The organism is Actinosynnema sp. NPDC023587, assembly GCF_040640215.1.
In the GTDB taxonomy this organism is placed as follows: Bacteria; Actinomycetota; Actinomycetes; order Mycobacteriales; family Pseudonocardiaceae; genus Actinosynnema.
In genome coordinates this window covers 48,782-72,892 of record NZ_JBFABG010000004.1, presented here as the reverse complement: position 1 = coordinate 72,892, position 24,111 = coordinate 48,782, and the positions used below count along the sequence as shown (strand labels likewise).

Annotated in this window: 19 protein-coding genes and 1 pseudogene; 11 read left to right on the top strand and 9 right to left on the bottom strand. The window is 72.1% G+C overall.

The window, feature by feature from the left end:
• The first annotated feature begins 50 nt into the window (after positions 1 to 50).
• Positions 51 to 647 (top strand): AAA family ATPase, encoded by a 597-nt coding sequence (locus AB0G01_RS12600; protein ID WP_360943541.1) that lies wholly within the window; start codon positions 51 to 53, stop codon positions 645 to 647.
• Positions 644 to 1,303 carry a hypothetical protein gene (locus AB0G01_RS12595; RefSeq protein ID WP_360943538.1) on the top strand — a complete coding sequence of 220 codons (660 nt, stop codon included), beginning with the start codon at positions 644 to 646 and terminating at the stop codon, positions 1,301 to 1,303. Before AB0G01_RS12600 ends, AB0G01_RS12595 begins: the two co-directional genes overlap by 4 nt.
• 6 nt (positions 1,304 to 1,309) lie before the next feature.
• Here the strand turns inward: AB0G01_RS12595 and AB0G01_RS12590 are convergent, their stop codons facing one another.
• From AB0G01_RS12590 to AB0G01_RS12570, 5 genes are all read right to left on the bottom strand, one after another.
• The gene (locus AB0G01_RS12590; RefSeq protein ID WP_360943535.1) at positions 1,310 to 1,906 is read right to left on the bottom strand and encodes a TetR/AcrR family transcriptional regulator; all 597 of its coding nucleotides are present in this window, start codon (positions 1,904 to 1,906) and stop codon (positions 1,310 to 1,312) included.
• Positions 1,903 to 3,798, bottom strand: coding sequence for a YhgE/Pip domain-containing protein (locus AB0G01_RS12585; protein ID WP_360943532.1), 1,896 nt, complete (start codon positions 3,796 to 3,798; stop codon positions 1,903 to 1,905). The genes AB0G01_RS12590 and AB0G01_RS12585 overlap by 4 nt, the downstream gene beginning before the upstream one ends.
• Complete coding sequence (locus AB0G01_RS12580) at positions 3,795 to 4,715, bottom strand: ABC transporter ATP-binding protein (protein ID WP_360943529.1); 921 nt, start codon at positions 4,713 to 4,715, stop codon at positions 3,795 to 3,797. The genes AB0G01_RS12585 and AB0G01_RS12580 overlap by 4 nt, the downstream gene beginning before the upstream one ends.
• 82 nt (positions 4,716 to 4,797) lie before the next feature.
• On the bottom strand, positions 4,798 to 5,826 hold the full coding sequence (locus AB0G01_RS12575; RefSeq protein ID WP_360943526.1) for a GNAT family N-acetyltransferase: 1,029 nt from the start codon (positions 5,824 to 5,826) through the stop codon (positions 4,798 to 4,800).
• 9 nt (positions 5,827 to 5,835) lie between these two features.
• Positions 5,836 to 6,666: a class I SAM-dependent methyltransferase gene (locus tag AB0G01_RS12570; RefSeq protein WP_360943523.1), complete on the bottom strand. Its 831-nt coding sequence runs from the start codon at positions 6,664 to 6,666 to the stop codon at positions 5,836 to 5,838.
• A 204-nt stretch (positions 6,667 to 6,870) separates the two neighbouring features.
• Between AB0G01_RS12570 and rpsA the strand changes: the two genes are divergently transcribed.
• From rpsA to coaE, 3 genes are all read left to right on the top strand, one after another.
• Positions 6,871 to 8,385, top strand: a complete 1,515-nt coding sequence (gene rpsA, locus AB0G01_RS12565; RefSeq protein WP_360943520.1) for a 30S ribosomal protein S1 — start codon at positions 6,871 to 6,873, stop codon at positions 8,383 to 8,385.
• Positions 8,386 to 8,571: 186 nt separating this feature from the next.
• On the top strand, positions 8,572 to 9,225 hold the full coding sequence (locus tag AB0G01_RS12560) for a hypothetical protein (RefSeq protein ID WP_360943517.1): 654 nt from the start codon (positions 8,572 to 8,574) through the stop codon (positions 9,223 to 9,225).
• Between the two features lie 84 nt (positions 9,226 to 9,309).
• Positions 9,310 to 10,476, top strand: coding sequence for a dephospho-CoA kinase (gene coaE / locus AB0G01_RS12555; protein ID WP_360943514.1), 1,167 nt, complete (start codon positions 9,310 to 9,312; stop codon positions 10,474 to 10,476).
• Here the strand turns inward: coaE and AB0G01_RS12550 are convergent.
• The gene (locus AB0G01_RS12550; RefSeq protein ID WP_360943511.1) at positions 10,452 to 10,970 is read right to left on the bottom strand and encodes a hypothetical protein; all 519 of its coding nucleotides are present in this window, start codon (positions 10,968 to 10,970) and stop codon (positions 10,452 to 10,454) included. The genes coaE and AB0G01_RS12550 overlap by 25 nt on opposite strands.
• A gap of 136 nt (positions 10,971 to 11,106) precedes the next feature.
• Entirely contained in the window at positions 11,107 to 11,619 is a 513-nt protein-coding gene (locus tag AB0G01_RS12545; RefSeq protein ID WP_360943508.1) for a DUF402 domain-containing protein, read from the bottom strand.
• Between the two features lie 110 nt (positions 11,620 to 11,729).
• Between AB0G01_RS12545 and AB0G01_RS12540 the strand changes: the two genes are divergently transcribed.
• From AB0G01_RS12540 to AB0G01_RS12525, 4 genes and pseudogenes are all read left to right on the top strand, one after another.
• Positions 11,730 to 13,037 (top strand): DUF5685 family protein, encoded by a 1,308-nt coding sequence (locus AB0G01_RS12540; RefSeq protein ID WP_360943505.1) that lies wholly within the window; start codon positions 11,730 to 11,732, stop codon positions 13,035 to 13,037.
• 94 nt (positions 13,038 to 13,131) lie between these two features.
• Positions 13,132 to 15,288 (top strand): excinuclease ABC subunit UvrB, encoded by a 2,157-nt coding sequence (gene uvrB, locus AB0G01_RS12535; protein ID WP_360943502.1) that lies wholly within the window; start codon positions 13,132 to 13,134, stop codon positions 15,286 to 15,288.
• A gap of 128 nt (positions 15,289 to 15,416) precedes the next feature.
• Positions 15,417 to 15,827 (top strand): MmcQ/YjbR family DNA-binding protein, encoded by a 411-nt coding sequence (locus AB0G01_RS12530; RefSeq protein WP_360943499.1) that lies wholly within the window; start codon positions 15,417 to 15,419, stop codon positions 15,825 to 15,827.
• A gap of 311 nt (positions 15,828 to 16,138) precedes the next feature.
• Positions 16,139 to 16,682, top strand: a pseudogene (locus AB0G01_RS12525) (IS30 family transposase); the annotation flags it as partial.
• Between the two features lie 120 nt (positions 16,683 to 16,802).
• Here AB0G01_RS12525 and AB0G01_RS12520 read toward each other — a convergent pair.
• Positions 16,803 to 17,741, bottom strand: a complete 939-nt coding sequence (locus AB0G01_RS12520) for an ABC transporter permease (protein ID WP_360943496.1) — start codon at positions 17,739 to 17,741, stop codon at positions 16,803 to 16,805.
• A gap of 64 nt (positions 17,742 to 17,805) precedes the next feature.
• Positions 17,806 to 20,643: an alpha/beta fold hydrolase gene (locus tag AB0G01_RS12515; RefSeq protein ID WP_360943493.1), complete on the bottom strand. Its 2,838-nt coding sequence runs from the start codon at positions 20,641 to 20,643 to the stop codon at positions 17,806 to 17,808.
• Between the two features lie 297 nt (positions 20,644 to 20,940).
• Here AB0G01_RS12515 and AB0G01_RS12510 point away from each other — a divergent pair, with 297 nt between their 5' ends.
• Together AB0G01_RS12510 and AB0G01_RS12505 are read left to right on the top strand one after the other, a co-directional pair.
• The gene (locus tag AB0G01_RS12510; RefSeq protein ID WP_360943490.1) at positions 20,941 to 21,933 is read left to right on the top strand and encodes a TerC family protein; all 993 of its coding nucleotides are present in this window, start codon (positions 20,941 to 20,943) and stop codon (positions 21,931 to 21,933) included.
• A gap of 177 nt (positions 21,934 to 22,110) precedes the next feature.
• Entirely contained in the window at positions 22,111 to 24,006 is a 1,896-nt protein-coding gene (locus AB0G01_RS12505) for a S9 family peptidase (RefSeq protein WP_360943487.1), read from the top strand.
• Positions 24,007 to 24,111: the final 105 nt, after the last annotated feature.

Genomic DNA, 24,111 nt, shown 5'->3' with positions numbered 1-24,111 from the left:
TCGCCCGGGAAGCCCGCCGAGGGGTTGCGGCACGACGGTAGCCTTTCCCGGTGCCGCTGTTAGGACCTGCCGACGAGTTGCCGCACCCGCCGAGGCGGGTGCTGGTCGCGGGCACGTCCGGCGCGGGCAAGACGACGATGGCCCGCGCCGTCGCGGACGTGCTCGGTCTGTCCTATGTGGAGATGGACTCGCTCTACCACGGTCCACAGTGGATGCCGCGCGCCGAGTTCGAGGCCGACGTCCGGGACCTGGTGAAACGCCCGTCGTGGGCGACCGAGTGGCAGTACGCGCCGGTGCGCCCGCTGCTGCTGGAGCACGCCGACACGCTGGTCTGGCTGGACCACCCGAAGCACACCGTGCTGCGCCGGGTGGTGGTGCGCACGCTGGTGCGGCGGGTGCGCCGGGAAGAACTGTGGAACGGCAACGTCGAACCGCCCCTGCACACCGTGTTCACCGACCGGGAACACTTGCTGAGGTGGGCGTGGAAGTCGCACGGCCGCACCCGCACCCGGATCACCGCCGTGCTGGCCGGCGAACACGGCCTCAGACTGGTGGTGGTGCGGCTGCGCGGGCAGCGTGAAGTTGACCAGTGGCGCGCCGGACCCCTCCGGCGCGCGGCGGAGCGCGACGAGGAGTCGGTGCGATGAGTGGTCGGACAGCGCTGGTGCTCGGCGGCACCGGCATGTTGCAGGGGTGCGCGGACGACCTGCTGGCGAACGGGTGGCAGGTGGTGCTGCCCTCGCGCAGACCGCCGCGCACGGGCCTGGCCGCTCGCGGGGCGCTCGGCGCTCGCGGCCACGTGCCCCAGAGCAGGTCGCACGACGGCATGCCCCCAGGAGGCGTGGGAGACGGCGCGCGCCCGGCAGGCGGGGAAGGGGGTGCGACCGGCCGGCCGGGGGTGAAGTGGGTGCACGCCGACTGGGCCCGCCCCGAGGAGCTGGCCGAACGCGTCCGCGAGGTGCTGACCGCGCCGGCCGACCTGCTCGTGGCGTGGGTGCACCTGAGCTACCGGGTGCCCGTGCTGCGCGCCGTCGCGCCGCTGCTGGCCGAGGACGCGCCCGTGGTCGAGGTGCACGACAGCACCGGGATCGTCTCCCGGCACGGCGTCCCGGACCCGATCCTGCCCGGCCACCCCACCCACCAGGTGGTGCTCGGCATCGCCCGGCACGGCACCGGCACGCGCTGGCTCAGCCACGAGGAGGCGTCCGTCGGCGTGCTGGAGGCGGTGCGCCGCGCCGTGGACGGCAAGGCGGCGTCCCTGCACCAGGTCGGCGACGTCGACACCTGGGCGGCCCGCCAGTAGCCGCGCTCAGCGCGCCGGGCGCAACCCCCGGACCAGGATCAGCACCGCTTCGCGCACCTCGGCCAGCGTCCGCTCGGGCTGGAACACCTGCCAGTCCAGGGCGATCACCAGCAGCGTGCCGAACAGCGCGGCCGACGCGGTGCCCACCTGCACGCCCTCCGGCAACCGGCCCTCGTCCGACAGGCGCTGCATCTGGCCGCGCACGATGGACACGATGTCGTCGCGCAGCAGGCCCAGCGTGCCGTGCCACTGGCCCGGCGTCCGCCACAGCTCGCTCACCAGCAACTGCCCGAACGCCGGGTACTCGGCGAAGAACCCCAGCATCCCGTCGACCAGCGCCTCCATCGCCCGTTCGGTCTCCGGGTCGTCCTCGGCCACCCGCAGCCGACCGGCCAGCAGCTCCACCCCGTGCCGCAGCAGGGCGTCCACCAGGGCGTCCTTGCTGGCGAAGTTGTAGTAGACGGTGCCCTTCGCGACCCCGGCCTCGGCGGCGATCTCGTCCACCGTCACGCTCGCCGCGCCGCGCTCGCCCACGAGCTTCAGCGCGGCGTCGAACAACTTCTGCTTGGTGACAGCGGTGCGGCCGGGGCGCGGGCCGGTCACAGCACCAGCTCGGGCTTGAGGCGAGACGGGGTCCACACCCGCTGCTTGTACGCGGCGAACGTCGACAAGGCAAGCGCCCCGACGAGGTAGCCGACCAGGATCAGCGCGTCCTTCCCGACGCTGTCCAGCGCCCCGCCGTACATCAGGTGCCGCAGCCCGTCCACGGCGTAGCCCATGGGCAGCCCGTAGTGCAGCGGGTAGAGCGGGACGGGGATCGTCTGCCACGGGAACGTGCCGCCCGCGCTGACGAGCTGGAGGATCAGCAGCACCAGGCCGACGAACTTGCCGACCGCGCCGAGCAGCGCGTTCAACGCGTGCAGCACCGCCACGAACGTCGCCGACGTGAGCAGCAGGAACCCGAGGGTCCCGACCGGGTGGGTGGGCCGGATGTCGACCACCACCGTCACCGCGGCGAACATGATCACGACCTGCGCCGCGCCCAGCAGCACGCCGGGCAGCCACCCGCCCAGGGCCACCCGCAATGCGTTCTGCCCGGTCGCCAACCCGCGCCGCGACAACGGCTTGAGCAGCAGGAACAGCACGAACGCGCCGATCCAGGTCGCCAGCCCGAGGAAGAACGGGGCCAGCCCCGCGCCGTAGCTGCCCGCCGACGTCTGGCTCACGCCGCGCACGTTCACCGGGTCGCCGATGGTGTCGGCGGTGGACTCGCGGGTCGGGTCGTCCGGGTTCGGGATCTGCTGGACGCCCTCGTTCAGGCCGTCGCGCAGCTTGTTCGCGCCGTCGACGAGCTGCTGCTCGCCGTCGCGCAGGCTGGTCGCGCCGTCGCGCAACTGGGCGCTGCCGCCCGCGAGCCGCACCGCGCCGTCGTCGAGCTTGGTGATCGCGTCGGTCAGGGCGGGGGTCGAGGCCGCGAGCTGCGCCGCGCCGTCCGACACCTGCTTCGCGCCGTTGGCGAGCGTGCGGAGCTGCCCGGCCGTGCCCTGCACCTTGCCGTTGGCGTCGTCCAGGGGGGCGCGCGACTCGGTCAGCGTCCCCAGGACGCGCTGCACCTGCTCCTCGGTGAAGCCCGCCGCCCGCAGCCGGGTCGCGACGTCCCCGTTGACCTGGTCCAGCCGGCCGACCAGGGCCTGCGCCTTGGCGGCGTAGTCCTCGGCGGTCCGCGCGACGGTCTCGTTGCCGTCGGCGACCTGCTTCGCGCCGTCCGCGAGCTGCTGGGACTTCGCCGGCAGGTCCTTGGTCTGGTCGCGCAACTGGGTGAGACCGGCGGCCAGTTGCGCCGCGCCGTCCGCGAGCGGTGCCGCGCCGTCCACCAGCTTCTGGCTGCCGGTCAGGGCGTCCTGCTGGCCGTTCGCCAGCGTGGTCGCGCCCTCGGCGGCCTGCACGGTCTTCGCGCGGATCGTGGAGAACCCGAGCAGCAGCCTGTCCGCCGCCTCCGCGCCGACCTTCACCGACACCGAGCGGCGGACCTCGGCCACGACCTGGTTGGCGATCGTGGAGCCGAGGTAGTTGTTGGCGTCGTTGGTCGTCAGCGTGATGACGCCCTGGCGCGGGGTGAACTCGCCGGAGGACAGCAGCGCCTGGGAGAAGTCCTCGGGGAGGGTCAGGGCGAACGTGTAGGTGCCGTTGCGGACGCCCGCCTCGGCGTCGTCGGCGCTCACCCGGTGCCAGTCGAACCTGGCCCCGGAGATCAGCTCGCCGGCGACCTCCTCGCCCGCGTTCTCGACCGTGCCGTCGCCGGCGGTCGCGCCCTTGTCCTCGACCACGAGGGCCGCGGGGACCTGTTTGAGGTTCGCGTAGGGGTCCTTGTTGGCGTAGAGGTAGAGGGCCGCGTAGAGCAGGGGGACCAGGGCCAGGGCCAGGACGGCGAGCTTGGGCAGCTTGCCGGACGTGATGCGGCGCAGCTCGTTGAACGCCATCCGCAGGGCGGTCACCGGTCCTCCTCGGCGTGGTCGGCGGCCGGGCGCGAGTCCGGTCCGGTGGGCTCGTCGGCGTCGGCGTCGGCGTCGGCTCGCGGTGCGGTCTCGTGCGCGCCCTGCCGGGGTGCTGCCTGCCGGGGTGCCGGCGGGGGAGGGGCGGCGTGCTTGGCGGGTGGGCCGGCTGCGGTCGCCCCGACGGGGTGCGCGGTGGTGATGACAGCGTTGTCAGCGGCCGGTGGGGGTGTGGTCGGCGGCGACACGGGCCGGAGGTCGCGCTCGGTGGGGGCCAGGGCGTGCTTGGCGGTCGGCTCCTCCCGGACGGGCGCGGTGTTGTCCGCGCCCAGGCGGGCGACCGGGACGCCGAGCACCTCGGCCGACGTGGTCGTGCACAGGACCACGACCGACAGCTCCGGCGTCACGCGGTCGCGCGCGAGCGCCAGCCAGCTCGTCGGGTCGCCGTGGTACCGGTCCGGCGTGTCCACGACCAGCACCCGGGCCCCGGGTCGCCCGGCGGCCAGCTCCATCATCAGCGCGCACCGGACGTCGGCCGGGACGTACTCGAACCGCGCGTCGACGTGCTCCTCGGCCCCGCGCTCGACCAGCCAGTCGGCGACGGCCTTGCGCCCGCTGCGCCGCCCGTTCACGGCCAGCTCCTCGCCGACCACCCCGGACAGCGACAGCGACGCCTCGGGCTCGGTCACGTCCGGCGAGTCCACCAGCACGACCCCGCCGCGCAGCACGGCGTCGTCGGGCGTGACGGTGCCCGTGCTCGGGCGCATCCGCCCGGACAGCACCAGCGCGAACGCGGTGTGCCCGGCGGCCGGGGGTCCCGCCACCAGCAGCAGCTCGCCCGCCGGCACGCGCAGGCTGGTCGGCTTGAGCAACGGGCCGTGCGGCCCGGTGACGCCGACGCGCTGGGCGTGGATCTCCACGACGTGACCCCTTCTTTGAACTGACCGGTCAGTTCAAATAGTGGCGCAGCCGGGGGCCGCCCGCAACCGGAGCCGCTGTGACCTAGCGCAACGCACCCGCCGGGCGGACCTCCCACACGGTCCACAGTGGACGGTACCCCTGTCGCGGCCAGAACACCGAGGACAGCGGGTTGGGCGGGTTGTAGTAGAGGTAGCTGCCGACCGTGCCCAGCCGCTGGAGCTCGCGGTGCGCGTGCGCCATCAGGTGCCGCCCGATCCCCGCCCCCCGCGCGCCGGGCAGCACCGACACGCAGTTCACGTAGCCCCACCGGCCGATCGGCAGCCGGGTCGAGGTCCAGTTGCCCGGCTCGGACGTGACCAGCGCGCACTCCGCCAGCGCGATCGCGATCCCGTCCCGCTCGGCGAGCCACGCCGGACCGCCCGCGGCGAGCCGCTCGGCCAGCGCGCGGCGCTTGAGCTCGGCCGCCTCGGGCCGGTCCACGGTCGACCCGACCAGCGCCGAGTAGCGCAGCTCGGCCAGCGCGAGGTCGAGCACGGCGGCCAGGTCGGCGGGCGTCGCGCGGCGGATGGCGAGCGCCCCGGACGGCGGCGGCGGGCCGGCGGGCGGGGGAATGTCCGGGGCGAGCGGGCCGGCGGGCGGGGGAGTGCGCGCCGCGGTGGCCCGTGCCATCGCCGGGGGGCTCTGGGTCACCCAGGCGGGTGACGTCCGGCGCACGGCGATCACCGACAGGGGTACCAGGCCGTGGTCGAGCAGCGCCCGCGCGGTCTCGGCGTCCCGGCTCGGCCAGGTCACCACGCACGCCGAGTCCCGCTCGGCGGGTCCCGCCCGGTCCAGCCACCGCCGCCACGCGCGCAGCAGCGCGTCCATCCCGGCCGCGCCCGTGCCGCCCAGCAGCGGCGTCAGCTCCCACACCTCGGCCGCCGACCACAGCCGCGCCGCCGAGCCCCGCTCGTGCGCCTGGTGCTGCACGACGCCCGCGACCCGCGTGCCGTCCGGCAGCGCGGCGGTGATCACGTCCCCGTCCGGCGGCGCGACCACCGCCGGCAACCAGGGGTCCACCCCCGCGAACCGCGTGGCCTGCGCCTCCACCAGCCCCCGACTGACGGTCATGACCGCAGGTTACGGCTTGCGCGTCCGCAGAATCGCGGTGCCGGGGAACAGCCGGCCCCGCAGCGGGCTCCACTGGCCCCACGTCCGGGCGTGCCCCGGCGGCCACTCGGGCTCCACCACGTCCACCAGCTCCAGCCCCGCCCCGACCAGCGCGCGGACGTAGTCGCCGAGGGTCCGGTGGTGCTCGACGTAGGTCGCGCGCCCGCTGTCGTCGACCTCTACATAGGGGGTGCGGTCGAAGTACGACTGGGTCGCGGTCAACCCGGTCGGCCCGGGGTCGTCCGGGAAGATCCACCGGATCGGGTGAGTCACGGAGAACACCCAGGGCGCGCCGGGCCGCAGCACGCGGGCCACCTCGTGGAAGACGTCACCCACGTCGGCGACGAACGGCACCGCGCCGAACGCCGAGCACGCGGCGTCGAAGCTCGCGTCCGCGAAGGGCAGTTGGTCCGCGCTGGCCTGCACCAGCGGCACGGACAGCCCGGTCGCCGCGTTGCCCGCGACGGCGTGCCGCAGCATCCCCGCCGAGATGTCGAACGCGACCGGGTGCGCGCCCCTGGCCGCCAGCCACCGGGCGCAGGGGGCCGACCCGCAGCCCACCTCCAGCACCCGCCGGCCGGTCACGTCGCCGAGGTACCCGACCTCCTCCTCGCGGACCCCCTCCGGGCACCAGACGAAGTCGGCCGAGCCCAGGAAGTCGCCGTGTTCGGCGTGGTAGTCGTCGGCGTCCGCGTCCCACCAGATCCGGTTCGCGGTCCTCGACTCGGCCGCGTCGACGCTCCTCAGGGCGATGCCGGTGGTGCCGAGCGCCAGCTCGGCGCTCGCGTGCTGCTCGGACACACTGCTCCTTCGGGTCACCCGCGAGGGGTGCGGTTTGCCCACACGTCGTCGGGGCGCGTACGATACCGCCCGCGTAGTGGGTTCGCGCTGCCCATGATCGGTATGCACGTCACGGGACTGGTCGTCGGGGGAAGCCTTGCCTCCCGCGCAGTGTTGTACCCACAGGCCAGACGACCCCCAATCCGCACCGGAGCCACCTACCTAATGTCCACCGACACCACCACTGTCCCGGCTGTCACTGCGCCGAAGCAGATCGCTATCAACGATATCGGGACGGAGGAGGACTTCCTCGCCGCCATCGACAAGACCATCAAGTACTTCAACGATGGCGATATCGTCGAGGGCACCATCGTCAAGGTCGACCGGGACGAGGTCCTGCTCGACATCGGCTACAAGACCGAGGGCGTCATCCCCTCGCGCGAGTTGTCGATCAAGCATGACGTCGACCCCAACGAGGTTGTGAAGGTCGGTGACGAGGTCGAAGCCCTGGTTCTCCAGAAGGAGGACAAGGAAGGGCGGCTGATCCTCTCCAAGAAGCGCGCGCAGTACGAGCGCGCCTGGGGCACCATCGAGGCGCTCAAGGAGAAGGACGAGCCCGTCAAGGGCACGGTCATCGAGGTCGTCAAGGGCGGCCTGATCCTGGACATCGGTCTCCGCGGCTTCCTCCCCGCCTCCCTGGTCGAGATGCGCCGCGTGCGCGACCTCCAGCCGTACGTCGGCCGCGAGCTCGAAGCCAAGATCATCGAGCTGGACAAGAACCGCAACAACGTGGTCCTGTCCCGTCGCGCCTGGCTGGAGCAGACCCAGTCCGAGGTTCGCAGCGAGTTCCTCAACCAGCTCCAGAAGGGCCAGGTCCGCAAGGGCGTCGTGTCCTCCATCGTCAACTTCGGTGCCTTCGTGGACCTGGGTGGCGTGGACGGCCTGGTGCACGTCTCGGAGCTGTCCTGGAAGCACATCGACCACCCGTCCGAGGTCGTCGAGGTCGGCCAGGAGGTCACGGTCGAGGTCCTGGACGTCGACATGGAGCGCGAGCGCGTCTCGCTGTCCCTGAAGGCGACGCAGGAAGACCCGTGGCGTCAGTTCGCCCGGACCCACGCGATCGGTCAGATCGTGCCGGGCAAGGTCACCAAGCTGGTCCCGTTCGGTGCGTTCGTCCGCGTGGACGAGGGCATCGAGGGCCTGGTCCACATCTCCGAGCTGGCCGAGCGCCACGTGGAGATCCCGGAGCAGGTCGTCCAGGTCGGCGACGACGTCATGGTCAAGGTCATCGACATCGACCTGGACCGCCGGCGGATCTCGCTGTCGCTCAAGCAGGCCAACGAGGGCTTCACGGTCGACTCCGAGTTCGACCCGACCCAGTACGGCATGGCCGCCGAGTACGACGACCAGGGGAACTACATCTACCCCGAGGGCTTCGACCCGGAGACCCAGGAGTGGCAGGACGGCTTCGACAAGCAGCGCGAGGAGTGGGAGCGGCAGTACGCCGAGGCCCACACGCGCTACGAGGCCCACATGAAGCAGGTCGCGAAGGCCGCGGCGGCCGAGGAAGAGGCGGCGGGGGAGACCAACTACTCCTCCGGCGGCGACGCCCCGGTCGTGGCTGCCGGCAGCAGCAGCAGCAGTAGCACCTCCGGCGGCGCACCGGCCCAGGCCGGCGGCACCCTGGCGAGCGACGAGCAGCTCGCCGCGCTTCGCGAGAAGCTGTCAGGCGGCGCGTGATCGCCTGACCCGCTCGCGGGTCGGCTGAACGACCGGAACGCCATGACGGCCCCGCACCTTTCCAGGTGCGGGGCCGTTGTCGTGCGCTAAGTTGTGAGCCCTATGGCTGCTCGAATTCGGCGGGGGACAACGGCTTCGGCCGCGGCGGCGGTGGTGCCGGCGGAGGCGCGCGGGGTGGTGTCGGCGGTGGTGCCAGAGGTGAAGTCGGCGGTGTCGGCCGGCTGGTCGGGCGCGCGTGGGGTCGTGGTGGCCGGGGCGCTGGTGGCGGGGTTGGCCGGGTGCTCGGAACAGCCGCAGGCGGTCGCGCCACCCGTCCAGATCCCGACCATCCTCGCGCCCACGACGGTCGTGCGGACGCCCGTGATGGTGGACCGCGAGCTGCTCGACGACTGCGAGCTGATCGTGCCGGTGGAGAAGGTCAACGCCCGGATCGGGCGCGAGGTCCAGGGCGAGGTGCGGACCATCGTCGGCATCCCGGAGCCCTCGGTCGGCCGCACCGCGAAGGTCGACTGCTACTACGACCTGGCCGAGCGGCAGCCCCTGTCCGCCGCGCCGCTGATCATCGGGTTGGCCACGTACGCGGACGACGGCGCGGCCCGGGACCGCGTGGTGGAGAGCATCACCGCCGAACGGGCCGAGGGCGGGACCGTGTCCGAGGTCGAGGTGGGGAAGCAGAAGGCCTCGGTGGTCAGCACGGCCGGGGAGCGGCTGCTGATCGGGTCGCTGGGCAAGTCGACGTTCGTGGCGCGGGCCAAGGTCGGATTCGTGCCGGACGACCAGGTGAACGCCGTGCTCGCGGCGTTGGCGGTCCAGGCGATGACGCCGATCGAGGACGCCTGAGCGGTTCCGGGAAAGCGCTTGCGCGGCCGAGGTGTGCGGTTGATCGCGCACCGCTTGCCCGGTTGGGCGGGCAGACTGGCGTGCATGTTGCGCGTGGGCCTCTCCGGGGGCATCGGATCCGGTAAGTCGACGGTGGCCGGGCGGTTGGCCGAGCACGGGGCCGTCGTGATCGACGCCGATGTGCTGGCCCGGGAGGTGGTCGCGCCCGGCACGCCCGCGCTCGCGGAGCTCGCCGCCGCCTTCGGGACCGGTGTCGTGGACGCCTCCGGCGCTCTCGACCGGGCGGCCCTGGCGGCCCGGGTGTTCAGCGACGATTCGGCCCGCGCGACGCTGAACGGGATCACGCACCCCCGGATCGCGGCCCGCACCGCCGAGCTGATCTCGGCCGCGCCGTCCGACGCGGTGGTGGTGCACGACGTCCCGCTCCTGGTGGAGAACGGGCTCGCGCCGATGTACCACCTGGTCCTGATGGTGGACACCGCCGCCGAGGTGCGGGTGGAGCGGCTGGTCGCGCGGGGGTTGCCCGAGCAGGACGCCCGCAACCGGATGGGCAAGCAGGCGTCCGACGCGCAACGGCGCGCTGTGGCCGATGTCTGGCTCGACAACTCGGGGACGCCCGATCGGGTGCTTTCCGTCGTCGACGCGCTGTGGGCCGACCGGTTGGTCCCCTACGAGGCGAACGTCCGGTTGCGCCGGTACGCGTCCGGACCGCCCGAGGTCGTCGCCTACGACCCCACGTGGCCCCAGCAGGCCGCGCGGGTGGCCGCGCGGATCTCGCACGCCACCGGCGGACGCCGGATCGAGCACATCGGGTCGACGTCCGTTCCCGGGCTGGCGGCCAAGGACGTGCTGGACTTCCAGGTCGCCGTGTCCTCGCTGGAGGAGGCGGACTCGTTGGCCGACGCGCTGTCCGACGCCGGGTTCCCCGGTCTCGGCGGGTACGACGACACCCCCCGGTACGGGGACCGGTCCGAGTGGCGCAAGCGGCTGCACGCCGGGGCCGACCCCGGACGGCGGGTGCACCTGCACCTCCGGGTCGAGGGCGGGGCGGGGTGGGACTGGGCGCTGCGGTTCCGGGACTGGCTCCGCGCCGATGCGGTCGCCCGGCAGGAGTACCAGGACCTCAAGCTGGAGCTCTCGCGCCGGCACGCCGGTGATGCGGACGGGTTCGCCTACGGGGAGTCCAAGGAACCGTGGATGGAAGCGGCCACGGCTCGGATGGCGTCCTACAGGGACGGCCAGACGTCGTAGATGCCCCGGTGGGTCAGCCAGGTGTCGAGGTCGTGGCGGTGCAGGCTGACTTCCTCCAACGTGCGGTGCACGGTGCGGAGGGCCTGGTCGGCGTCATCCGGGTTGAGCACGCGGCCGGCGACGGCGGCGGCGAACTCCTCCGAGCGGACGATCCTGGCGGTCGTGCCGCCGGGCACGGCCAGGCCCAGCAGGAGGTCCGTGGTGCGCCACGACCGTCCGTCGCGCAGCACGCGCACGGCCGTCAGGACGCTGGGACCGCTGCGCGCGTGACGTGACCGGGGTCGGTGGTGGGTGAGGCGCAACCCGAGGTCCGGCATCAACCAGGTGATCTCCGAATCGGAGAACGGGTCCTCGGGCGTGGGGCATTCGAGGCGCAGTCCCCAGCTCTCCACGCGGCAGGTCGACAGATGTCGGGACATGCCCGACGAGTAGCTCCGAACTGCGCTGACGGTGTCGACGACGTCGACCAGCTGAGGTGTGATGACCGCTCCCACGCGACCCGAGGGTAGCCGTAAGTGTGCGGCCGGTAACACTGCGGGCCGATTCGTTACATCACGGTCTGTGGGTGTACGGGTCTCTTTCCGGTGACGGACTCGGATGGCGGTTGACCAGTGAGTCTTACTGTCTGTATCACCTGCGACGCCACGTGGTGACGATCCCCTGAGACGCCAGCCACCGCACGGCGTCGTGCCCGTGGGCGGCGATGCCGGCCACGGCGCGGTAGGCGGTCTCCAGCGCCCACTGCGCGCGGTCCGGTCGGATCAGGTCCTTGCCCAACGCGGCCAACAGCTCGTCGGTGTCCAGCACGGTGACGCTGCGGCCGGTGCGCACGATCAGGTCCAGGTAGAGGTCCACGGTCCTCCACACGGACCCGCTGAAGGTGATCTCCACGATGTCCACGTAGAGGTCGTAGTCGCGCTCGTGCCCGGGGTGCCAGGACTGCCGTGTGACGCGGAGCCCGTGTGACGGGACCAGCCACGACTCGAAGTGGGACAGGTGCGGGTGGCCGGTTACGGGGCGGAACATGTAGAGCCCGTGCCGGGTCAGCCGGTACTCCTCGACGCCGCGCAGGTACCCCTTGGGGTCCGTGTTGCTCTTGGCGTCCAGGTCGAAGTACTCGATCTTCGGCGGGTGGATGTGCATCTGTGGGGTCCCTGCCGCGCTCAGCGTCACGACGGGCACTCTAGGCACGCCAAGCCGCCGAACACCCGATTCTGTCACCCGAAAGTATGATGATCCCTTACTCTTCCGCCATGTTCGGGATCATCCGGCCGTGCCGCAACCGCCTGGGCGCGGACCTGCGCGAATCGTGGCTGGCACACCTCTGCGGGCTGTGCCTGGCGCTGCGGGACGACCACGGGCACCTCGCCCGCGTCGTCACGAACTACGACGGGCTGGTCGTCTCCGCCCTCGTGGAAGCCCAGACGGCCCGCTCGCGGCGTTCGGCGGGCCCCTGCGCGCTGCGGGGCATGAAGTCCGCCGATGTCGCCGTGGGCGTGGGCGCGCGGCTGGCCGCGACGGTGTCGCTGGTGCTGGCAGCGGCCAAGGTCGGCGACCACGTGGACGACCGGGACGGCGCGTTTTCCCGTGCGCCGGCGCGGGGCGTGGGGCGTCAGGTGGCGCGGCGGTGGGCCCGGCAGGCCGCCGAGACCGGCTCCGACCTGGGGTTCGACACCGCCGTGCTGGTCGACGCCGTGCAGCGCCAGGCATCGGTGGAGGCCGCCGCCGGCCCGGGGAGCTCGGTGCTGCTGGTGACCGAACCGACCGAGACCGCCGCCGGCGAGGCCGTGGCGCAGACCGCGACCCTGGCCGGACGACCCGGCAACGTGGTGCCGCTGCGCGAGGTGGGGCGGCTGTTCGGTCGACTGGCGCACCTCATCGACGCCGTGGAGGACCTGGCCGAGGACCGCGCGTCGGGCGCGTGGAACCCGCTGGAGGCCACCGGCACGTCGGTGGCAGAGGCACGGCGGTTGTGCGACGACGCCGCGTTGGGGATCAAGCTCGCGTTGCGCGAAGTGGACTTCGTGGACGGACGTCTCGTGCACGCGCTGCTCGTGCACGAGGTGCAGGAGTCGATCCGGCGTGCGTTCGGCGACCCTCACGCACACGGGCCGCAAGGCACCCCGCAGCCCGGGTGGCAGCCTGGCGCGTACCCGCCTGGGTCCGCGCCTCACGGCAGCGTGCCGCCACCCGGTCCGGTTCCGCCGCCCGCAGCGGCCGGGGCGTACGGGGGAGGCGGGAACGAACCGCCGTCGCGTCCGACGCGCTGGGACCGGCCCGGCGCGCGGCCCGGACCCGGGCGCGGCCTGTGGTTCTGGCCGGAGCTGGCGCACCCGCCGAAGGGGCGCGGCCTGGTGCTCGGCTGCCTGGCCTTCTTCTACCAGTGCGGGACCTGCCAGTACTGCTGCCGCGACCCCTACCCCGGCCCGTTCAGCGGCAAGTGGCGGTCCAGTTGCGACTGCTCGTCGAGCGGCTGTGACTGCGGTGGCGGTGGGGGCGGCGGCCGTGGCGGTGGCGGTGGGTGCGGCGACTGCTGTGACTGCTGCAACTGCTGCAACTGAGGGCGGCTGCCGCCGGCGGGGCGCGAGCGCCGGTATCCCGCCCCTGACCTGGGGCGATCAGTGATTGTCGTACCCGAGGCGTACCGTCGTACCCGTGGCTTTCCCTACCGAGATCCCGGTCAAGGCGCACTCGGCGCACCGCCCCGTCGGCGACATCCCCCGCACCGACGGGCAGTTCCGCATGGTCTCCGACTACCAGCCCGCAGGTGACCAGCCGGCGGCGATCGCGGACCTGGAGAAGCGGGTGCGGGGCGGCGAGAAGGACATCGTGCTGCTCGGCGCGACCGGCACCGGCAAGTCCGCCACCACGGCGTGGCTGGTGGAGAAGCTGCAACGCCCGACGCTGGTGATGGCACCCAACAAGACCCTCGCGGCCCAGCTCGCGAACGAGCTCAAGGAGTTCTTCCCCGAGAACGCGGTGGAGTACTTCGTCAGCTACTACGACTACTACCAGCCCGAGGCGTACATCCCGCAGACCGACACCTACATCGAGAAGGACTCCTCGGTCAACGAGGACGTGGAGCGGCTGCGCCACTCGGCCACCATGAGCCTGCTGACCAGGCGGGACGTGATCGTGGTGGCGTCCGTGTCGTGCATCTACGGCCTGGGCACGCCCCAGTCCTACCTCGACCGGTCGATCCAGCTCGAAGTGGGCGGCGAGGTCGATCGCGACCTGTTGCTGCGCGCCCTGGTCGACATCCAGTACGCCCGCAACGACGTGGCGTTCAACCGGGGCACGTTCCGCGTCCGGGGCGACACGGTGGAGGTCATCCCGGCGTACGAGGAGCTGGCGCTCCGGGTCGAGTTCTTCGGCGACGAGATCGACAAGCTCTACTACCTGCACCCGCTCACCGGCGACGTGGTCAAGGAAGTGGACGAGCTGCGGATCTTCCCGGCCACGCACTACGTGGCCGGCCCGGACCGCATGGAGAAGGCGATCGGGAACATCGAGGCCGAGCTGGCCGACCAACTGGCCAGGATGGAGCGCCAGGGCAAGCTGCTGGAGGCCCAGCGGCTGCGGATGCGCACCGCCTACGACATCGAGATGATGCGCCAGGTCGGGTTCTGCTCCGGCATCGAGAACTACTCGCGGCACATCGACGACCGCGCGGCGGGCACCGCCCCGGCGACCCTCATCGACTACTTCCCGGACGACTTCCTGCTGGTCATCGACGAGTCGCACGTGACGGTGCCGCAGATCGGCGGCATGTACGAGGGCGACGCCTCCCGCAAGCGCAACCTCGTGGAGCACGGCTTCCGGCTGCCCAGCGCGATGGACAACCGACCGCTGACCTGGGAGGAGTTCGCCGACCGCATCGGCCAGACGGTGTACCTCTCGGCGACGCCGGGCCCGTACGAGATGGGCCAGGCGGGCGGCGAGTTCGTGGAGCAGGTCATCCGCCCGACCGGCCTGGTCGACCCCGAGGTGATCGTCAAGCCGACTGAGGGCCAGATCGACGACCTGGTGCACGAGATCCGGGTGCGGGCCGAGCGCGACGAGCGGGTGCTGGTCACCACGCTGACCAAGAAGATGTCCGAAGACCTCACCGACTACCTGCTGGAGCTCGGCATCCGGGTCCGCTACCTGCACTCCGAGGTTGACACCCTGCGCCGGGTCGAGCTGCTGCGCCAGCTCCGGCTGGGCGACTTCGACGTGCTGATCGGCATCAACCTGCTCCGCGAGGGTCTCGACCTCCCCGAGGTCTCCCTGGTCTCCATCCTGGACGCCGACAAGGAGGGCTTCCTCCGCTCCGGCACCAGCCTCATCCAGACCATCGGCCGCGCGGCCCGCAACGTCTCCGGCCAGGTCCACATGTACGCGGACCGCATCACCGACTCGATGCGGCACGCGATCGACGAGACCAACCGCAGGCGCGAGAAGCAGGTGGCCTACAACGAGGAACGCGGCCTGGACCCGCAGCCGCTGCGCAAGAAGATCACCGACATCCTGGAGCAGGTCTACGCCGAGGCCGAGGACGCCCTCGAACCGGGCGGCTCCGGCCGCAACGCGTCCCGGGGCAAGAAGCCGACCGGCGACCCGGGCGCGAGCGGTCGCAGCTCGGGGGTCCTGGCCGACCGCAACACCGGCACCATGGCGAGGTCCGAGCTGGCCGACCTGGTCCAGCAGCTCACCGACCAGATGATGAACGCGGCGCGTGAGCTCCAGTTCGAACTGGCGGGCCGCCTGCGGGACGAGATCCAGGACCTGAAGAAGGAACTCCGGGGCATGGACGCAGCCGGGGTCAAGTAGCCCGCCCCGCTCCCGACCACGGGCCCCGGCGCACCCCACTCCGCGCCGGGGCCCCCGCCTGCGCGCGACCTGCGGGTCCGTCGCCGGCTCGGGCCCGTTGTCGGTGGTGTGCCCTACCGTGTCGGACCATGACGTTGGACGACGTGATCGCGCACTGCCTCGCCAAGCTGGGCGCGGAGGAGAGCTACCCGTGGGGTGACGAAGAGTTGGTCTGCAAGGTGGGCGGCAAGGCGTTCGCGTTCATCGCGCTGTCCGCGCGGACCGTCGGCGTGAAGTCCGGGGCGGACGCCGAGGAAGCGGCCGAGTGGCGGGACCGGTTCCCCGACGACATCACGGTCAGCGCGTACATCGGCCGCTACGGCTGGAACCGGCTGCGACTCGGCGGCGGCGTGCCCGACGACGACGTGCGCGAACTGCTCGACCGCTCGTACGACACGGTCGTCGCCAAACTGCCCAAGGCCAAGCGCCCCAAGGCCGAACTGCCCACGACCGAGCTGCTCAAGGCCGAGCTGCCCGAGGCCGAGCGCCCGGTGCTGTGACGCCTCGGCCGGCGCGGTCGGCCGTGGTGGCCGGGAGTGCGGGGCGGGGCTGAGTCGGAAGGCGGCGGTGGTCCCGTCGACGTTCGGCACGCCCGTCGCTGTCGGGCGTCGGTGATCGAGAAGCCTGCGGGATCGTCGGGATCGACCTCCGCACCGGCAGACGATGGCGCAACGGACGCAACCCGACCGGCCGCGAGGTGGGGGCACGGCCGATCACCGCGACGGCGTCCACGTCCGTGCGGGGCCGGTATCTCGATGAGGACGAGCGCATCCGCATCGCCGACCGGCGGCGCGAAGGCGCGGGCATGAGCGAGATCGCAGCCCTGCTGCGGCGGGACTTCTCCGACCGCCCGGAGTGGCACGTGACCCACGAGACGATCTACCAGGCCCTCTGCCCGCAAGGACGCGGCGAACTGGGCCGCGAACTCGCCAAGGCGCTGCGCACCGGCCGCACCGCGCGCAAACCCCGCCGCCAGGCCCGGCAGCGGCAGTCCCGGTTCACCAGCCCGATGGTCATGATCAGCGAACGCCCCGCCGAGGTCGAGGACCGGGCGGTGCCCGGCCACCGGGAAGGCGACCTGATCATCGGCAAGGACGGTGCCTCCGCCATCGGCACCCCGGTCGACCGCGCCACCCGCTACCTGCTGCTGATGCACCTGCCCCGCCACCTCACCGGATCGCCGACCCGGGACCAGGGCTCCGAGGTGGCCGGCCACGCCGCGTTCACCACGGCCACCGACATCCCCGTCTACTTCTGCGACCCCGCCGGCCCCTGGCAACGGCCGCCCACGCACAACGCTCGGCTGGGACACCCCGGCCGAGCGCCTCGCTGAACTCCTGGTCGAAACCGGCTGACCGACCGTGTTGCGACGACCCCTCGAATCCGCCCCCGTCGACCGGGCCGTTTCGTCCCGGACACGCCGCCGAGCGAGGTCCGGTCCACCGGGAGCGCGGCGCTCCCGGTGGACCGGCACCTCAGCTCGTGATGTCCTTGCGGCCGAACTTGCGGGCCGCCAGCAGCGTGAAGAACGCGCCGAAGGCCAGGGCCGAGAACGTGCCCTTGGCCATCTGCGACCAGTCCACATCGGACGACAGCAGGTCGACCCACGCCAACGCGTAGTGCGTCGGCAGGTAGTTCCGCAGGTCCTCCAGCGCCGTGATCTGGTCGAGGATCTGCGACAGGATCGACGCCAGCACGGCACCGCCGACGGCACCGAGCGGCGCGTCCGTGGACACCGACAGGTACAGCGCCAACCCCGCCACCCAGAACAGGTGGATGGAGATGTAGCAGACCGCCAGCGCCATGCCGTACACGCTGGACCCGAACGACGCCGCCTCACCGGTCGGGCTGACCGCCTCGCCCGCGCCGTACCAGAGCACGCCAACGCCCAGCGCCACGGCGGGCAGCAGGACCAGCGCGAACACCGACAGCAGACCGGACGCCAACGCCTTGCGGCGCAGCAGCCGGTGCCGGGGGACCGGCGCGGCGAGCAGGTACTTCAGGCTCGACCAGGACGCCTCGGAGGCGATCGTGTCGCCGAAGAACAGCGCCACGATCATCGGCAGCAGGAAGCTCCCGCTGACGAACAGCGTCAGGATCACGAAGTTCACGCCGCTGGCCGTGGCCAGGTCGACGAAACCGCCCGACCGCCGGTTCGGCGAGGACTGCCCCAGCTCGAAGGACACCACCAGGATGAACGGCAGCAGCACCAGGAAGCCCAGCACCAACTGGGTCCGCCTGCGCCGCAACTGCCGGACCAGCTCCACCCGGATGGGCAGCGTCCGGCCGGCCCGGTAGCCGACCTTCGAGCCGTCCGGTGCGACCGACGAGTGCTCGTGCTCGGCCGCGTCGGTCAGGTCGGAGATCGCCGACGGATCGGTGTGCACGCCGCTGTCGTTGCCGGTGGCCTTCATGCGCCCGCCTCCTTCCGGTCCTGGGGTGCGGCCGGAGCCGCTCGCCGGGTCGTGCGTGTCGTGCTCATTCGCCCACCAACTCCAGGAAAGCGTCCTCCAGGCGGCGGCGCGGACCGACCTGGTCCACCGCCACGCCGGCCGCGACCAGGGCCTGCAACGCCTCGGCGCGCGGGGTGCCGTTGAGGCCCGCGTGCACCTGGTCGCCGTCCACCGACACGCCCTGCACGCCGGACAGGCCGCGCAGCACGTCGGCCGCCTCGTCGGGCCGGTCGACCCGGAAGGTGGCCTCGCCGCCGCCCGTCGCGATCTCCTCGACCGGACCGGCCGCGACCAGGGTGCCCTTGTGCATCACCACGACGTGGCTGCACGTCTGCTCGACCTCGGCGAGCAGGTGCGAGGACACCAGCACCGTGCGCCCGGCCGCCGCGTACCGCCGCAGCACCTCGCGCATCTGGTGGATCTGGGGCGGGTCGAGCCCGTTGGTCGGCTCGTCGAGCACCAGCAGGTCCGGCAGGCCGAGCATGGCCTGGGCGATCGCCAGCCGCTGCCGCATGCCCTGGCTGTACGTGCGCACCCGGCGGTGCACCGCGTCGCCCAGACCGGCGATCTCCAGCGCCTCGTCGAAGTGCGCCTGCTCCACCGGCCGGCCGGTGGCCGCCCAGTACAGGTGCAGGTTCGCCAGGCCGGACAGGTGCGGCAGGAAGCCCGAGCCCTCCACGAACGACCCGATGCGGGACAGCACCGGCGCGCCGGAGACGATCCGGTGGCCGAACACCCTGATCCCGCCCTCGCTGGGCTGGATCAGGCCCATCAGCATCCGCAGCGTGGTCGTCTTGCCCGCGCCGTTCGGGCCGAGCAGGCCCAGCACCTGGCCGTGCTCCACCCGGAAGGACAGGTCCTTCACGGCGGTCAGGCCGCCGGGGTAGGACTTGGTCAGGCCGGAGATCACCAGCGGCACGCCGGACAGCTCCGGGTCCACGTCGGCGGTCAGCCGGCGGCGGAACCAGGCCACCACGCCGACCAGGGCGCAGACGATCAGCACGATCGCGATGCCCCACAGCGCGGTCGTCGGGACCTCGCTGGTCGCGTTCACGCCCGCCACCACCGGCACCGAGAGGTCCGGCGCGGCCAGGCCGATCCGGTAGGACGTGGGCTCGTTCGCGTTCTGGTACGCCTGGTCCGTCGTGGACACCACGAGTTGCAGGCGGTGTTCGCTCTCCACCGGGCGCACCGCGCCGGGCAGCGTCACGGTCACGTCGACCGGCGTGCCGTCGGCGGGCAGGTCCCGCACCCGGATCGGCGCGACCGCCGAGCCGGGCAGCGTCCGCACGCCGTTGGCGTCCGAGTCGTAGAGCTTGGCGAACAGCACCGCGCCCTCGGTCGGCACCGGCTGGCCGGGCACCGCCGACACGCGCAGCTTCACCGTGGACGCGCCGGTCAGCAGCACCTGCGAGGTGAGCGGCTCGGTGGCGAAGACGGCGGCCTGGCCGGGCAGGTCGAGGGACAGCCGCGAGGACAGCGAGCTGGACCGGGACAGCGCCGAGCCCAGGCCGGGCAGGTTGCTCACCGCCGCCGGGTTGCCGCCCGCTGGGTTGACCACGGTCTGGTCGCGGCCGGTCAGGGCGAGGGTGCGGCGCTCGATCGGGGCCGCGCCGGGCAGGCCGGGGTAGTGCGGTGCGACGACCGTGCGCAGCGCCGGGGAACCGCTGCTGCGGAACGCGCCGACCACCGTGTACTCGAAGCTCACGCCGGGGTCGGAACCCTTGTCCTCCAGGTGGAACGCCATCCAGTCGGCGATCTGCGAGCGCAGCTCGGGACCCGGCGAGCCGCCGTCGTGGCCGCCGGAGTACCAGACCACCTTCACCTTCGCGCCGTTCGCGGCGATCTGCCGGGCGTTCGCGTCGGCCTGGTCGAGGCCGAACAACGTGTCCTGCTCGCCCTGCACGATCATCGTCGGCTGGGTGATCCGGTTGGTCACCGTGGCGGGCGACGAGCGGCGCAGCAGCTCCAGGGTCCGGTCACTGGCCCGACCGGTCGTCGCGACGTCGGTGTAGGCGGCGCACACGTCGGCCTGGAACCGGCCGCACGCGCCGTTGACCGGCCCGGCCGGCCGGGAGCCGCCCTGCGGGGTCGCGGACGCGTCGGGCACGCCGGTCTCGGTGCGCTGCCCGGGTTCCTGGGCCTCCTGGCCGGGACTGGCGAGGTCGCCGCCGGACAGGCCGGCGGAGAAGAAGATGCCCGCCCACGACCGCTTGAACACGCCGTCGTCGCCGAACGCGCCCGGCGACGGCGAGGCGGTGTCGACGTCGCCGGCGCGCGCCGAGTTCGGCAGCAGCGCCTGGCCGAGGTCGTTGAACGTGATCACCGGGACGATGGTGTCCACCCGCCGGTCCACGCCCGCGAGCGACAGCGCCAGCGCGCCGCCGTACGACCCGCCGGTCACGCCGACCCTCGGGTCGCCCGCCGCGTCGGTGCGCACCTCCTCGCGGGTGGCCAGCCAGTCGAGCAGCTTCTGCGCGTCGCGGACCTCGTGGTCCAGCGAGTTCAGCGCGATCTGCCCGGTGCTGCGGCCGAAGCCGCGCGCCGAGTAGGTCAGCACGACGAACCCGCGCTGGGCGAGCTCGTTCGCCTGGCCGGTCACGCTGTCCTTGCTGCCCCCGAAGCCGTGCGGGAGCAGCACGGCCGGCGCGGGGGTGCGTTCGGGCAGGTAGAGCGTGGTGTCGAGCTGGATTGCCCGGTCACTGCCGGGGCTTTCCGGCACGTCGATCAGCGCGTCGCGCTTGGCCACCGGAGGCGGTTCGTCGCCCGACCGCGTCCAGACCACGACGGCACCCACCAGGGCGACGAGCACGATCAGCGCGGGGAGCGACCACCTGCCGCGGAGGCGGGAGGGGAGGGCCACCTTGTTGACCTTAGGCGGAAGAGGGCGCGCCGGCCGATTTTGCTGAGAACGCGGCGTCACGGGGGTTCATCGTTCTCAGCGAAAACCCCACGGGCGGGTGGGTCCGATCACCAAGACTGGCGCGAACCCGCAATGATGCGTGAGACTGTGCACAGCGTGGAGGGGAGTACTCCCTAAGCGGCGGTGTCGTCAGCACGGAGCCCAACGTCGGGGTCCCGGTGCCGCCGGTCGGCTCTACGAGCCGACGGAGGAGACCTCCGGTCATTGGCGTGCGCGCGATGTACCGGAGGTGTTTCGATGGCTGTTCCCGCGTGGTTGTGGATCGCGACGATCGCAGGTCTGCTCGTCCTGCTTGCGATCGACCTGTTCATCGTCGACCGCAAACCGCACGAGGTCACCATCGGCGAAGCCGGTCGGTGGGTGACGTTCTACGTCGCGGTGGCGCTCCTGTTCGGTCTGGGCATCTGGTTCTTCGCCGGGGGCACGTACGCCGGCGAGTTCTTCGCCGGGTACATCACGGAGTACTCGCTCAGCGTCGACAACCTGTTCATCTTCCTGATCATCATGACCACCTTCAAGGTGCCCGCGATCCACCAGCACAAGGTGCTGCTCGTCGGCATCGTGATGGCGTTGATCATGCGCGGCATCTTCATCGCGGTGGGCGCGGCGGTCATCGCCCAGTTCAGCTGGGTCTTCTACCTCTTCGGCGCGTTCCTCATCTACACCGGCTACAAGCTGGCGCGGACGGACCACAACGAGGAGGAAGAGGACTACAAGGAGAACGCGGCGCTGCGGTTCGTGCGCAAGGTGTTCCCGGTGGCCGACCAGTACCACGACTCGAAGTCGTTCGTGAAGATCAACGGCAAGCGGTTCGTGACGCCGATGTTCATCGTCATGGTCGCGATCGGCACCACCGACCTGCTGTTCGCCCTGGACTCCATCCCGGCGATCTTCGGCCTGACCAAGGAGCCGTTCCTGGTCTTCAGCGCCAACGCGTTCGCGCTGATGGGCCTGCGCCAGCTCTACTTCCTGCTCGGCGGCCTGCTGAGCAAGCTGGTCTACCTGTCGATCGGGCTCTCGGTGATCCTCGGCTTCATCGGCGTGAAGCTGATCCTGGAGGCGCTGCACACGAACTCCCTGTCGTTCCTCAACGGCGGTGAGCCGCTGGGGGTGCCGACCATCGGCATCGAGTTGTCGCTGTCGGTGATCGTGGGTGTGCTGGCGATTACCACTATCGCTTCGCTGATCAAGGTCAAGCGCGACCCGGAAGCCGCCAAGATCGTGAAGTGACGATTGCTCCTATTCGCGCCGACCGGTCTTCGGTCGGCGCGGAACGGCCCGTTCGGGATTGTCCTCGACTTCGTCCACCGGGTGATCGGCCGGTGGCGGAGAGTTGTCCTCCGGGAAACTGTGAGCGTCAAATTCTCGTGAGCCTTGCTAAAGAGTTCTGCGGTAACGTCCTGATTCGTGCGCCCCGATGACTTGCAGTCGCTGACCCTGCCCGGCTCCGTGTCGGTTCGGGGGGACCTCGTCCTGGTCAACGTCCAGACGCCGGACGTCACCGCGAACGCCTATCGGGGCGGGCTCAGCGCCGTGCCGCTGGACGGCGGCGTCCGACCCTGGACGTGGGCGGAACGCGACCTGGCCCCCCGGATCTCCCCGGACGGGCGCTGGGTCGCGTTCCTCCGCGTCGCGGAGCGGGGCACCGCGCCGCAACTGCACGTCATGCCCACCGGGGGCGGCGAGGCGCGCAAGCTCACCGACCTCAAGCTGGGCGCGGGCGTCCCGGTGTGGTCGCCCGACTCCACCCGGCTCGCGTTCACCGCGCGGGTGCCCGAGCCCGGCCGGTACGGCACCACCGCCGTCGAGGGCGAGGACCCGCCGGCGGCGGACGCCGAGGCGGCCCGGCACATCCTGCGGCTGGACTACCGGATCGACGACCTCGGCTTCACCACCGACCGGTCGCCCCGGCTGCACACCGTGGGCCTGGACGGTGCCGCACCGGTCGCGCTGACCGACGGCGCGTTCGACGTGTCCGACCCGACGTGGACCGCCGACGGCTCGGCGCTGGTCTTCGTCGCCGACCGCGACCTGGGCGCGGTCGAGACGCTGCACACCGACCTGTACACCGTGCCCGCGACCGGTGGCGAGCCGACGTTGCTCGTGCAGTCGCGCGGGCAGGCGTCCTGCCCGGTGGCCGTGCCGGACGGCGTCGTATTCTACGCGACCGAGTTCACCGGCGTGCACAGCGTCGCCCGGAACCTGAGCCTGTGGCGGTACTCCGGCGGGTCGCTGACCCGGCTCACCGACGTGGAGACCGTCGACTGCGAGAAGCTCGCCGGCCCGCCCGTGGTGGTCGGCGACCACGCGCTCGTCGCCGTCCGCAACCGTGGTGCCGTGGAGCTGCGGCGGGTGGCGCTGGACGGGTTCGAGTGGACGCTGTCCGAACTGGACCTGCTGGCCGGTGAACGGGCCGAGGTCAAGTCGTTCGCGGCCGACGGCGACGTCGTCGTCGCGGTGGTGTCCTGGTCCGACAACACCGGTGAGGTGGTGCGGGTCGGCGGTGACGTGCTGACCTCGTTCGGCGGGTCGCTGCCGCTGCGGCCGGCGGTCGAGCTGACCGGGTCGGCGTCGGACGGCTACCCGGTGCACGGGTGGCTCGTGCTGCCCGAGGGCGAAGGACCGCACCCGGTGGTGCTGGCGGTGCACGGCGGGCCGTTCATGTACCACGGGTGGGGGTTCTGGGATGAGGCCCAGGTGTACGCCGAGGCCGGCTACGCCGTGGTGCTGCCCAACCCGCGCGGGTCCGCCGGGTACGGGCAGGCGCACGGGCAGGCCGTGATCGGCGCGTTCGGGACCGTCGACGTGGACGACGTGCTGTCGGTGCTCGACGCGGCGTTGGAGCGCTCGGACCTGGACGCGGACCGCGTGGGCGTGATGGGCGGGTCTTACGGCGGGTTCATGACGTCGTGGCTGGCCGCGCACCACGGTGAGCGGTTCCGCGCGGCGTGGAGCGAGCGCGCGGTCAACGCGTGGGACTCGTTCGCGGGGTCCTCCGACATCGGGTGGTTCTTCACCGACGCGTACTGCGGGCCGAGCCTGGAGGCGCAGCGGGCGATGTCCCCGTTGACCTACGCGGAGAAGGTGTCGCTGCCGTTCATGGTGGTGCACTCGGAGCACGACTGGCGGTGCCCGCTGGAGCAGGCGCAGCGGATGTTCGTGGCGTTGCGGCGCAACGGGGTCGAGGCGGAGATGCTGCTGTTCCCCGGTGAGGGGCACGAGCTGACCCGGTCCGGCAAGCCCCGGCACCGGAAGCAGCGGTTCGAAGCGGTGGTCGAGTGGTGGGGGCGGCACCTGTCCTGAGTCCGCGCGGGCGGGTCCGGGGTTCGCGGGGTGGCGGGTTCGTGACGGCCGGTTCGCGAGGTCGTTCGCGGCGTGGTGGGCGTTACCCGAAGGTGGCGAAGTTGG